The 12,453-nt window shown below is 69.0% G+C and carries 11 protein-coding genes; 10 read left to right on the forward strand and 1 reads right to left on the reverse strand.

Going from position 1 to position 12,453, the window contains the following annotated elements; all coding sequences use genetic code 11:
* Nucleotides 1-32 precede the first annotated feature (32 nt).
* The 6 genes from BLU81_RS20970 to BLU81_RS20995 all read left to right on the forward strand — a co-directional run bounded on the left by BLU81_RS20970 (nt 33) and on the right by BLU81_RS20995 (nt 7,180).
* Nucleotides 33-971, forward strand: coding sequence for a Zn-ribbon domain-containing OB-fold protein (locus BLU81_RS20970; protein WP_092546230.1), 939 nt, complete (start codon nt 33-35; stop codon nt 969-971).
* Nucleotides 968-1,921 carry a lipid-transfer protein gene (locus BLU81_RS20975; protein ID WP_092546231.1) on the forward strand — a complete coding sequence of 318 codons (954 nt, stop codon included), beginning with the start codon at nt 968-970 and terminating at the stop codon, nt 1,919-1,921. The genes BLU81_RS20970 and BLU81_RS20975 overlap by 4 nt, the downstream gene beginning before the upstream one ends.
* Nucleotides 1,918-3,063, forward strand: coding sequence for a thiolase domain-containing protein (locus tag BLU81_RS20980; protein WP_092546232.1), 1,146 nt, complete (start codon nt 1,918-1,920; stop codon nt 3,061-3,063). The genes BLU81_RS20975 and BLU81_RS20980 overlap by 4 nt, the downstream gene beginning before the upstream one ends.
* Nucleotides 3,060-4,640: an FAD-dependent oxidoreductase gene (locus BLU81_RS20985; protein WP_092546233.1), complete on the forward strand. Its 1,581-nt coding sequence runs from the start codon at nt 3,060-3,062 to the stop codon at nt 4,638-4,640. The genes BLU81_RS20980 and BLU81_RS20985 overlap by 4 nt, the downstream gene beginning before the upstream one ends.
* A 177-nt stretch (nt 4,641-4,817) precedes the next feature.
* Nucleotides 4,818-6,596, forward strand: coding sequence for a cellulose-binding protein (locus BLU81_RS20990; RefSeq protein ID WP_172890586.1), 1,779 nt, complete (start codon nt 4,818-4,820; stop codon nt 6,594-6,596).
* A gap of 95 nt (nt 6,597-6,691) precedes the next feature.
* On the forward strand, nt 6,692-7,180 hold the full coding sequence (locus BLU81_RS20995; RefSeq protein WP_092546234.1) for a phosphoribosyltransferase: 489 nt from the start codon (nt 6,692-6,694) through the stop codon (nt 7,178-7,180).
* Nucleotides 7,181-7,269: 89 nt separating this feature from the next.
* Here the strand turns inward: BLU81_RS20995 and BLU81_RS21000 are convergent, their stop codons facing one another.
* The gene (locus BLU81_RS21000) at nt 7,270-8,142 is read right to left on the reverse strand and encodes an endonuclease/exonuclease/phosphatase family protein (protein ID WP_092546235.1); all 873 of its coding nucleotides are present in this window, start codon (nt 8,140-8,142) and stop codon (nt 7,270-7,272) included.
* A gap of 133 nt (nt 8,143-8,275) precedes the next feature.
* Between BLU81_RS21000 and BLU81_RS21005 the strand changes: the two genes are divergently transcribed.
* The 4 genes from BLU81_RS21005 to BLU81_RS21020 all read left to right on the forward strand — a co-directional run bounded on the left by BLU81_RS21005 (nt 8,276) and on the right by BLU81_RS21020 (nt 12,364).
* Entirely contained in the window at nt 8,276-8,791 is a 516-nt protein-coding gene (locus BLU81_RS21005) for a MarR family winged helix-turn-helix transcriptional regulator (RefSeq protein ID WP_231954677.1), read from the forward strand.
* A complete protein-coding gene (locus tag BLU81_RS21010) occupies nt 8,767-9,999 on the forward strand; it encodes an MFS transporter (RefSeq protein WP_197686317.1) in 1,233 nt (410 codons plus the stop codon). Before BLU81_RS21005 ends, BLU81_RS21010 begins: the two co-directional genes overlap by 25 nt.
* 63 nt (nt 10,000-10,062) lie before the next feature.
* On the forward strand, nt 10,063-10,647 hold the full coding sequence (locus BLU81_RS21015) for an HD domain-containing protein (protein WP_092546237.1): 585 nt from the start codon (nt 10,063-10,065) through the stop codon (nt 10,645-10,647).
* Nucleotides 10,648-10,891: 244 nt separating this feature from the next.
* Nucleotides 10,892-12,364: a vWA domain-containing protein gene (locus BLU81_RS21020; protein ID WP_092546238.1), complete on the forward strand. Its 1,473-nt coding sequence runs from the start codon at nt 10,892-10,894 to the stop codon at nt 12,362-12,364.
* Nucleotides 12,365-12,453: the final 89 nt, after the last annotated feature.

Here is a 12,453-nt window from a genome sequence, read left to right on the forward strand (position 1 = left end):
GGGCAAAGTTGTAACGTGTTTCACTCTTTGACGTGGATACCCTGGCGGCACCGTTCACCATCGCGTTCGACTACACGCGGTCGCTCGGGCCGGTGCTGGGCCGGTTCATGGCGGGGTTGCGGGACGGCCGGGTGCTGGGTTCGCGGACCGCCGACGGGCGGGTGCACGTGCCGCCGCTGGAATACGACCCGGCCACCCACGCACCGGTCACCGATCTCGTCGAGGTCTCCCCCACCGGCACCGTGCTCACCTGGACCTGGACCGCCCGGCCCCTGGAAGGCCAGCCGCTCGACCGGCCGTTCGCCTGGGCGCTGATCCTGCTCGACGGCGCCGACACGCCGCTGCTGCACGCGGTCGACGTGGGTTCGCCCGGCAAGATCAAGACCGGGTTGCGGGTACGGGTCCGCTGGGCCCCGTCGCCGACCGGTCACATCCGCGACATCGCCTGTTTCGAACCCGGCACCGCCGCCAGCACGCCCACGCCGGACGGCGACCCTGTGGTGATCATGACGACGCCGATCCGGTTGCACTACACGCACACCACCTCCGTCGAGGAGGACCGCTACCTGCGGGCACTCGCCGAGGGCCGGATCATCGGTCAGCGCTGCCCCGCCTGCCGCAAGGTGTACGTCCCGCCGCGCGTCTGTCCCGCCGACGGGGTGGCTCCCGGCGAGGTGGTCGACATCGCGGACCGGGGCACGGTGACCACGTTCTGCGTGGTGAACGTGCCGTTCGCCGGCCAGCGGCTGACCCCGCCGTACGTGGTGGCGCAGGTCCTGCTCGACGGCGCGGACATCCCGATCCCGCACCTGATCCTCGGAGTCCCGGCCGCCGAGGTGCGGATGGGCCAACGGGTGGCGGCGGTGTGGCGGGACCGATCCGAGTGGTCGACGACCCCGGAGAACATCGACCACTTCGAGCCGTCCGGCGAACCGGACGCCCCCTTCGAGTCCTTCGCGGAGCATCTGTGAACGACATCGCCGTCATCGGATTCGCGCAGTCGTCCCACTCCGAGGCCCTGGTGCCGGTCTTCGAACAGGCTCTGCAGGACGCCGGGCTGGGCCGCCGGGAGGTCGACTTCTGGTGCTCGGGCTCGTCGGACTACCTGGCCGGGCGGGCGTTCTCCTTCGTCAGTGCGGTCGACGCGATCGGCGCGGTCCCGCCGATCAGCGAATCGCACGTGGAGATGGACGCCGCATGGGCGCTGTACGAGGCCTACCTCAAGATCCTCGCCGGAGAAGCCGAGACGGCAGTGGTGTACGGGTTCGGCAGAGGCACCGCCGGTGACCTGAACCGGGTGCTGGCCCTGCAGACCGACCCGTACACGGTGGCCCCGCTCTGGCCGGACGCGATCAGTCTCGCCGCGCTGCAGGCCCGGCTGGCCCTGGAGGCGGGACTGTTCACCGAGCAGGACATGGCGGACGTGGCCGGTGGGGACCTCGCCCACCCGTACACGGCGACGCCTTTGCGGGAGCACGACGTCGCGCCGGTCGCGGACGGCGCCTCAGCCGTCGTCCTGGCCGCGCGGGATCGTGCGACCCGAAGCCGGGAGCGACCCGCCTGGATCACCGGCATCGCGCATCGCGTCGACCGGCAGGGATTCGGCGAGCGTGATCTGACCACGGTCCCGTCCGCGACCGCCGCCGCCGTCGACGCCGGTCTCGGCCCGGACGTGGACGTGGCCGCACTGCACGCCCCGTTCACCCATCAGGAGTTGCTGCTGCGGCGCGCGCTCGGGCTCGGCGGCGGGGTCCGCTACCTGCCGAACACCGGGAACGCGATGTTCTCCGGTGGCCTGTCCCGGATCGGGGCCGCCGCCGCGGAGATCAGGTCCGGCCGGGCGCGGACCGCGGTGGCCCATGCCACGAGCGGCCCGCTGCTGCAACAGAACCTGGTGTGCACGCTGGGAGGGTTGTCATGAGACGAGCCGCCGTGCTCGGGACCGGGCAGACCGACCACCGGACCCGGCGGACCGACGTGTCGATGGCCGGGCTCTGCCGGGAGGCGATCGACCGGGCCCTGCTCGACGCGGGCACCGACTGGTCGCAGATCGACGCCGTGGTGCTGGGCAAGGCGCCGGACCTGTTCGAGGGCGTGATGATGCCCGAACTGTTCCTGGCCGACGCGATCGGCGCCGCCGGGAAACCGCTGCTCCGGGTGCACACGGCCGGTTCGGTGGGTGGCGCCACCGCGATCGTGGCGACCAGCCTGATCCGGGCCGGTGTGCACCGGCGGGTGCTCGCGGTCGCCTTCGAGAAGCAGTCCGAGTCGAACGCCATGTGGGCGCTGTCGATCCAGCCGCCGTTCACCGCACCGATCACCGCGGGCGCCGGTGGCTATTTCGCCCCGCACATCCGTTCCTACATCCGCCGGTCCGGGGCGCCGCCGCACATCGGGGCCCTGGTCGCCGTCAAGGATCGCCGCAACGGGGCGTTGAATCCGCACGCCCACCTGCGGCAACCCGACATCACCGTGGAGTCGGTGCAGGCGTCGCGGATGTTGTGGGACCCGATCCGGTACGACGAGACGTGTCCCTCGTCCGACGGCGCGTGTGCGGTGGTGATCGGGGATGCTGCTTCCGCTGCTGACCGCCAGGTCGCCTGGATCAAAGCGACGGCCATGCGAACCGAGCCGACGTTCTATTCCGGCAAGGATCACGTGAATCCGCGGGCGGGCGCTGAGGCCGCGGCCGCGTTGTGGACCGCGGCGGGGATCAAGAACCCGCTGGACGAGATCGACGTCGCGGAACTCTACGTTCCGTTTTCCTGGTTCGAGCCCATGTGGCTGGAAAACATTGGATTTGTCGGACAGGGGCAGGGCTGGAAGCTCGTCGAAGCCGGTGAGACCCGCATCGGCGGAGTCCTGCCGGTCAACCCTTCCGGCGGGGTGCTCTGTTCCAACCCGATCGGCGCGTCCGGCCTGCTGCGGTTCGCCGAATCCGCCATGCAGGTGATGGGCCGTGCCGGCGAACACCAGGTGCCGGACGCCGCGACGGCCCTCGGTCACGCCTACGGCGGCGGATCACAGTTCTTCTCCATGTGGGTCGTCGGGAGGACGCCATGAAACGTCGCACGCTGCTCCAGGCCGGTGCCACCGTGGCACTGGCCCCGGCTCTGCGGGATGTCCAGGCGGTGCAGGGCAAGACCGCCCTGATCATCGGCAGTGGTTTCGCCGGTGCGGTCACCGCGTACCGGCTGGCGCAGGCCGGGGTGAAGGTGACCGTGCTGGAACGAGGCCGGCGCTGGGACGTCGACGGCTCCGGGACCACGTTCTGCACGATCAGCAACCCGGACTGGCGATGTGCCTGGTTCGGTGACAACCCGCCGCTCGGCCTGGACATCAGCAAGACCATCACCCGCGGGGCCGGACTCATCCAGAAGCATGCCGGCGACGGCATCCAGGTGATGTGCGGTTCGGGGGTGGGCGGCGGTTCGCTGGTCATCGGCATGTTCATGCCCCAGCCGCGGCGTGCCGACTGGGAGTCGGTCTACCCGGCCCAGTTGTCGTACTCCGAGTTCGAGAACACCTACTGGCCGCGCGCCCGGCAGAATCTGGGTGCCGCGACGATCCCCGCGGACATTCAGAACCACGCGTCGTACGTGGGAGCCCGCTCGTGGCTGTCGTACATCACCGAATTCGGCAAGACCGCCGTGCCGGTGCCGTTCGGGGTGAACTGGAACGTCATCCGGGACGAGTTGGCCGGCCGGGTGCCCGCGTGCCACACCATCGGCGAGGGCCCGTTCGGCAGCAACTCGGGTGCCAAGAACAGCGTGGACCGCAACTATCTGAAGTGGGCGGCGGCCACCGGCAACGTGACAGTGCTGCCGTTGCACGAGGTGACCGAACTGCGGGAGGTGTCCGGCACCACGGTCCTCGAAGTCGCGTGCCGGCAGATCGACGAACGCGGTTCGGTGCTGGCGACCAAGGTGCTGTCCGCGGACTGGGTGTTCCTGGCGGCCGGTTCCCTCAACAGCACGTCGCTGCTGGTCACGTCACGCGCACGCGGGCGGCTGCCGCGTCTGACGAGCACCGAGGTCGGCAAGGGCTGGGGCAACAACGGGGACTTCCTGGTGGCCCGGCTCGGTCTGCGCAAGACCGTCGGCACCGCACAGGGCGGGCCGGGGAACGTGAAGTTCTACGACGACTCCAACCCGTACGCGAAAGCCACCATGGCCTGGGAGTCGGCACCGATCCCGTCGTGGCTGACCGGGGCGACCGCGCACCTGATCACCAGTCTGGCGCCGGAGCGGGGCGAGATCCGTTACGACGCCGCCACCGGGGCCGGGAAGGTGTACTGGCCGTACGGCGAGATGGACACGGTGGCCGACAAGGCCGGGCGTGACCTGGCGACCCGGCTGTGGTGGGCCACCGAGGGCTCGAAGGGTTCGCTGCTGACAGGGCTGCCGTCGTACGACCGGGGCACCGGGATGGGACTGGGCTCGCGGAACACGTACCATCCACTCGGTGGCCTGGTGATGGGCAAGGCCACCGATTTCAGCGGCAAGGTCAGCGGCTACGACAACCTGTACTGCGTCGACGGCGCGCTGCTGCCCGGGTCCGCGGCTCTCGCGAACCCGGCCCTGACGATCACCGCGAACGCCGAACGCTGCATGGACCTGTTCCTGGCGTCGCACGCCTGACCGGCGGTCCTGCAACAAACCTGCAAATGGATTCCGTTGACTCGCCCATTGTTCCGGTGGCAGATTCCACTACGGAATAGTTCCCCGTGGCGATCCGCCGGACCATCCCCAACGCTGCATTGTGTATTCGATGCGGCGTGTCCGGCGGATTCATTTGCGACAAGGAGTAATCCCCCGATGTTGCGCAGATCTGTGGGCGCGGCCGGCCTGTCCGTCCTGGTCGCAGCCGGTCTCTTCGTTTCGATGGGTTCGGCCGAGGCGGCCACCCTGTTCAGTGCCGACTTCGAATCCGGCAGCACCACCGGATGGTCGAAATCAGGCGGCACGTGGTCGGTCGTCAGCGACGGATCGCAGGTTTTCCAACAGTCCGACTCGGCCAGTGAACGGGCCCGGCAGTTCGCCGGTGACACCGCGTGGGCGAACTACTCGGTGCAGGCCCGGGTCAAGGCGACCGCGTTCGGATCGAGCGCCGGAGTGGTGGCCCTGACCGCCCGGGCCAGCGCGTCCACCAAGATGTACCGGCTGTCGCTGACCGGTGCCAACCGGGTCCAGTTGGAGACCATGAACGGCAGCGCGGTGACCGTGCTGGGCAGCCTCAGTCAGACCATCTCGACCAGCACGTTCTACACGCTGAAACTGTCGTTCAGCGGGTCCACGATCAGCGGGACGGTCAACGGCACGAGCGTCGGTTCGGCCACCGACAGCACCATCACGGCCGGCCGGATCGGGCTGCTCACCGAGTACGCGTCCGGCCGTTTCGACGACGTCCAGGTCGACGACGGCGGTGTGGTCACGCCGAGTTCGTCCCCCACGTCGTCCCCGACGTCCTCCCCCACCCCGTCGGCCAGTGTCACCACACCGCCGCCGGCTTCCAACGCGCTTTACGTCGCACCCGGCGGCACCGACTCCGCCGCCGGGACGATCACCGCGCCGACCACGCTGACCTCGGCGATCTCCCGGGTCACCGCGGGCGGCACGATCTACCTGCGCGGCGGCACCTACTCGTACGCGGCGACGGTCACCATTCCGGCCGGGAACAACGGTTCGGCCGGTGCGCTCAAGACTCTCACCGCGTACAACGGGGAGAAGCCGGTCTTGAACTTCGCCGCCCAGGCCGAGGACCCGGCGAACCGCGGGCTCGCCGTCAACGGCAACTACTGGAAGGTCTACGGGGTCACCGTCGAGCGCGCCGGTGACAACGGCATCTTCGTCGGCGGCAGCAACAACATCTTCGAGCGGACGATCACCCGCTACAACCGGGACACCGGCCTGCAGCTGTCCCGGATCCTGTCGACCACCCCGAACTCGCAGTGGCCGGCCAACAACCTGATCCTCAGCGCCGAATCGCACGACAACGCCGACTCCGACGGTGAGGACGCCGACGGGTTCGCCGCGAAACTGACGGTCGGCGCCGGAAACGTGTTCCGGTACGCGGTGTCACACAACAACATCGACGACGGCTGGGACCTCTACACCAAGACCGACACCGGCGCGATCGGTGTCGTCACGATCGAGGACTCCCTCGCCTACAACAACGGCACTCTCAGCGACGGCTCGCAGGCCGGCAACGGCGACCGCAACGGCTTCAAGCTGGGCGGTGAGGACATCGCCGTCAACCACATCGTGCGCCGGACGATCGCCTTCAAGAACGGCAAACACGGGTTCACCTACAACAGCAACCCCGGCACTCTCGCCGTCTCCAACAACCTGAGCATCGACAACACCGAGCGCAACTTCAACTTCGACGCCGGTACGTCGGTGTTCCGCAACAACACGTCCTGCCGCTTCACCAGTGGCACCAACGACCGGATCATCGGTGACTCGGACGCCACCAACCAGTTCTGGTCCGGCACCAACGGTTCCCGCTGCGCGAACTTCAGCGGTGCCCTGGCCTGGTCGTTCGCCGCCGACGGCAAGCTCGCCGTCACCCTCGGCGGCCGGGCGGTCAGCCTCTAGAACGGTCCTGTGGGGGGCCTCGGTCGCCCGCTCGCCTTCGGTGGCGGGCGGGCGACCGCTATGTTTCCTTGAAGATCGTTTTCAAGGGGGCGGGTATGACCGAGCGCGAGATTCTGACCTGGGACACCTACGGCCGGGCGGGCCGCGAACTGGCCCAGACCGTGGCCGACGACGGTTACCGCCCCGACCTGATCCTGGCGATCGCCCGCGGCGGCCTGTTCCTGGCCGGTTCCCTCGGCTACGCCCTGGCCGTCAAGAACATCCACCTGATCAACGTCGAGTTCTACACCGGTGTCGACGCCCGCCTGGCTTCACCGGTGATGCTGCCGCCGGTCCCCGTGGTCGCCGATCTGTCCGGCGCCACCGTCCTGATCGTCGACGACGTGGCCGACACCGGCGGCACCTTGCAGCTGGTCCAGGACTTCTGCACACCCCACGTGCTGTCGTCCCGCACGGCGGTCATCTACGAGAAGCCCCAGTCCGCCATCAAATGCGACTACGTCTGGTCCCACACCGACCGATGGATCGACTTCCCCTGGTCCAACCAGCCCTCGGTCACCCTCGCACGGCCTGACACCCGGTAACCTCCGGATGCGCCAGGCAGGTGGTCCAGCGCCGGGAACTCCGCTTCCGGCAGGTCCGTCACCGCGGCGGCGAACCTGCCGGGCTGGGATCAGCCGACCGTGACGGTCGCCGTGCCGTAGTAGACGCGGTGGTCGGAGCAGGCTCCGCCACAGGCCTGGGAGATCGCGAGCGAATCGCCGAACCGGCTGTTGTTGGCGAAGCGGCTCTCCGGGATGAAGATCATGTCGATCTTCGAGCCGAGACCGCACTTGCCGTTGTCGGTCTTGTTCGTGGTGCCCTCGCCGTAACCGAGACAGACCGGGTCGGTGTCGTCGAGTTCGCGGAAACGGCCCCAGTTGCCGGGGTTGATCGTGGTGTTCGCGGACGCCGCGTACCAGGAGTTGAGCCGGTCGTAGTGCGGCTCGGTGTTGAAGTCACCGGCGATGATCACCGTGTCACCGGCGTCGTCCCAGGCCTCCAACTGGGCGCGGACCTCGTTGAGCTGGGTGTTGACCATGCTGTACGGGGTGAGGTGCGTCGCGCAGAACCGCAGCCGGGTGCTGTCGACCGGGGCACAGAGCAGGCTGCGGACCTCACCGTTGTCCTGTGGGTCGACGGTGAGCGAGATCCGGTCGGCGGTGCCCAGCGGACGGCGGCTGAAAATCGCGTTGCCGAACCCGCCGCACACGTTCAGGGCGGATTCGAAACGGGAGTAGTTGGAGGTCAGCGGCCAGCCGGCGGCAGCCAGGCGAGCCTGGACCTCCTTGTACTGATCCCAGCAGATCTCGTTGAGGGCCACCAGGTCGGCGTCCCGGTTGAGGATCGAGGCGACCAACCCGTCAACCATGCCGTTGGTGGTCGAGCCGTCGTTCATGACGTAGCCGGAGACGTTCCACTGCCAGACGGTGACTGTCTGGTTGGTGGCCGCTGACGCCGGTATCGCCATGGCCATCGGTGTGATGACGATGGCGATCGCCGCCACAAGAAGACTCCTGATACGTAACCGCACTGCTACCTCCCGTTAAGTTTGATCGAGCGGCAGTGTACTCAATGGATGGGAATTCGTGGATACCCGACTGTAACAGTGCTTACATAAGCACTGTTACAGTCGGCTCGTGACTGACGAGTGGCTGGCTGATCCGACTGAGGAGAGCGTGTGGCGGCCGTGGCGGCTGCTGCAGGCTCGGATGGACGCCGAGATCGCGCGGGTCTACGCCGACGTGCGGATCGAAGGGCTCAAGCCGACCTGGGTGATGGAGCTGATCCGGCTGCACGTGCACGGGCCGATGACTATCACCGAGCTGGCCGAGTCGGTGCAGATCACGCACTCGGGCATGAGTCAGAAGGTGGCGGCGCTCAAAGCGGCCGGCTGGGTTCGTACCGTCGCCGGTCCTGATGCCCGTAGCAAACGTGTCGAGATCACCGATCAGGCACGGGCGGTCGTGGGGCGGCTCGCCGCCGAGTGGCGGGCCACTGAGGCGTCGATCGCCGAGATCGAGGCGGAGATCCCCTACCCGCTGAGCCGGGTCGTCGTCGACATCGAGGCGGCGCTGCACCGTAAGAGCCTGCACGCCCGGATCACCGAACGACTCGCCGAGGACCCCGCATGGCTCACCGACGGCCCCGCGTAGCAATGAACCGGGCGCTGATCGACATCGGACCGTTGCGGGCGTCGCCGGACTTCCGGCGGCTCTGGTTCGGGCAGTTGCTGTCGGGGCTGGGCGGGCAGATGGCCGTCGTGGCGGTGCTCTACCAGGTGTGGGACAGCACCCGCAGCACGATCTGGACCGGGGCCGCCGGGCTCGCGCAGGCGCTGCCGATCATCGTTTTCGGACTGTTCGCCGGGGCGCTCGTGGATCGGGTGGACCGGCGGCGGTTCTATCTCGTCGCCAAGGCCGGGCAGGCGGTCTGTGCGGTACTGCTGACCGTGCAGGCGTTCGCCGGTGGGCCGCCGCTGCTGGTACTGGCCCTGGTCGCGATCCAGTCCTGCTTTGTCGCCGGGGGCGGTCCGGCGGCGCGCACATTCCTGTCCCGGCTGCTGCCTGCCGACCGACTGGCGGCCGGGCTGGCGCTGAACCGGATCTCGTTCCAGGGTTCGATGCTGCTCGGCCCGGCCCTCGGCGGCCTGATCATCGCCGAGTTCGGGACCGGCGGCGGTTTCCTGATCCACGCGGTCACGTTCGCGGTGGCGTTGTGGGTGGCCGTACGGCTGCCACCGATGCCGGCGTCACCACAGCCGGGTCTGCGCGGCGTCACCGCCGGGCTGCGGTTCATCAAGACCAATGCGCCGGTACGCGGGGCACTCCTCACCGACCTGGCGGCCACCGTACTGGCCATGCCGATCAGCCTGTTCCCGCTCGTGAACGCCGAACGTTTCGGCGACGACCCGCGCACCCTGGGCCTGTTCCTCACCGCGATCGCGGTCGGCGGGGTGATCGCGTCGGCGCTGTCCGGCACTTTCACCCGGCTCAGCCCCGGCCCGGTGATGTTCGCCGGTTCGCTGACCTGGGGTGTGTCGCTGGCCCTGTTCGGCCTGACCCCGAACGCGTGGGCCGCCCTGGCCCTGCTCGCGGTAGCCGGGGCCGCCGACACGGTAGCGGTGGTGTCCCGGTCGACGGTGATCCAGACGCACACGCCCGACTCGTTCCTGGGCCGGGCGGCCGCCGCCGAACAGATCGTCGGCCAGGCCGGCCCCGACGTCGGCAACATGCGCGGCGGCCTGGTCGCGGCCGGTTCCTCAACCACACTCGCCCTGGTCAGCGGGGGCCTGCTGTGCGTAGCAGCGGTCGCGGCGATAGCCGCCCGCACCCCGGAACTACGCCACCGGGCCGCCGCCTGATTGCGGGGCGCCGGGCCGGGAGTGCCGGGCCGACGCCGGGGAACGACCGATAGGCTCGGGCCGGTGCGGATACCCACCGATGCCGAGATTCGGGCGCTTCACGAGCGCTACGCCCCTTCGCCGGAAGCGTTCGAGCTGGTGTGGACGCACTGCGTGATCGTCGCCCGGATCGCTGACTCGTTCGGGCGGAACAGGCTCGGGCCGGGCGATCTCGACATGGCGCTGGTCCGGGCCGGGTGCCTGCTGCACGACATCGGGGTCTATCGGCTCGAACCGGCGGAACATTACGTGCGGCACGGGCTGCTCGGTGACGAACTCCTCGGTGCGGCGGGGCTACCCGAGACGCTGCGGCGGTTCTGCTCGCATCACACCGGCGTCGGCATCACCCGCGACGACGTGCGGGAGCAGCAGCTTCCGTTGCCGGACTGCGACTTCGTGCCGGAGACGGCCGAAGAGGAACTGGTCATGTACGCCGACAAGTTCCACAGCAAGAGCACCCCGCCCCGGTTCCTGACCGCCGCCACCTTCTCCGAACGGATCGCCCGCTTCGGGCCGGGCAAGGCGAAACGCTTCGCCGCCCTGGTCGACCGTTTCGGCGAGCCGGACCTGACCACACTCGCCGCCGAATTCGGTCACCGCATCACCTGAGCGATCGCGGGCCATCGCATTCGGCCCGGCGGTCGCGGGGCGGCCTCAACCCCGTCGTGACCTCGCGCGGTGGATACAGGACGGGCCGCTGCGGTTTGCCCGGCCCCTGGGGCGTACCGGCAAAAGGTTCTGAATGGTGTTGAACCGCCGGGACGGCTGACCTCGATGGTCACGCTTCAGCGGACAATCGGTCACGTAAGGATTACCGAGGGCACCGGCGCGGGGTGGGCGTGGTCTCACCGGTATGCGTAACTCACGGGAGATGAAGCGCCTGACCGTGGCGCTCGCGATAGTGCTCACGATCGGCGGGTGCAGCGAACCCGGTCAGTCGTCCCAGGAATCGGCGGCTGTCGCGCCTGCCGGTGCCCTGACCGGGACGGCGGCTCCGGCACCGGAGACGGATCCGGCCGAGAGCCCACAGTCGACGTTCGCGATGGACGTGGACACGGCCTCCTACGACTACGCCCGGAACCTCATCGGGCAGGGCAGCCTTCCGGCGCCGGAGACGGTCCGGCCGGAAGAGTTCATCAACGCGTTCCGGCATCCTTATCCGCAGCCGGTCGCCGACGGGTTCAGCATCACCATGGACGGCGCACGCCTGCCGGACAGCCACCGCGCCACCCCCGACGGCGACGTTCGACTGCTGCGGGTCGGTCTGCAGACCCGCGCGGACGACGTGTCGGTCAGGCCGGACGCCCAGCTCACGTTTGTCCTCGACATCTCCGGGTCGATGGCTGATCCCGGCAAACTGGACGTGGTCAAGGACGCGCTGCGTGCCTACGCCGAGCAGGCCCGGCCCACCGACGAAGTCGCCATCGTGACGTTCAGCGACGAGGCTGAGGTGCTTCGTGAGATGTCGCCGGTTCGGGACCGGGGCGGGCTGATCGAGGCGGTCGACCGGCTGAAGACCGAAGGCGGCACCGACCTCGGACAAGGGCTCACCCGTGGGTACGAGGTGGCCCGCGCCAGTTTCCGCGAAGGCGCCACGAACCGGGTGGTGCTGGTCTCCGACGCCCTCGCCAACATCGGGAACACCGGCTCGTCGGCGATCCTCGCTCAGGTCCGGGAAGCCGCCGCCAAACAGATCACGCTGCTCGGCGTGGGTGTCGGCAACGACTACGGCGACCGGCTGATGGAGGAACTGGCCGACAACGGCGACGGTTTCACGGTCTACATCTCCGGAACGACCGACGCGCGTGAGGTGTTCGTGCACCAACTGCCGGCGGCGCTGCCGGTTCGCGCGCTGGACGCGAAGACACAGGTCACGTTCGATCCGGCCACGGTCGCCGGGTACCGGCTGGTGGGCTACGACAACCGGCGGCTGGACGCGAGCGACTTCCGCGACGACAGTGTGGACGGCGGCGAGGTGATGGCGGGGCACAGTGTCACCGCGCTCTACCTGGTGCGGCTGCGGCCCGGCGCGAACGGCCCGGTCGCACACACCCAGTTGCGCTGGCAGGATCCGGGTGACCGGACGCCGCAGGAAGCCGGCGCGGACGTCACCACCGCGAGCCTGAGCGGCACTTTCGAGGATGCGGTGGCTGGTCTTCAGGTCACCTATGTGGCGGCCTGGTTCGCCGAACAGCTCCGGCACGGCGACCAGGCCGGCGCGATCAGCCGCCCGGCACTGCTCACCCTCGCCGACACGACTGCCGCCCGCGCCGACGACCCGGCCGTGACCGAACTGGCCGCACTCATCCGCCGCAGCGGGGAGTAGACCCGATGCCGGGCGGACGGGCCGATTCCCCGGCCCGTCCGCCCGGCCCGGCGGTAAATGGTCATCGAACTCTCCGGTCGTCGTGGCAG

This window comes from Actinoplanes derwentensis (assembly GCF_900104725.1).
GTDB classification, from domain to species: domain Bacteria; phylum Actinomycetota; class Actinomycetes; order Mycobacteriales; family Micromonosporaceae; genus Actinoplanes; species Actinoplanes derwentensis.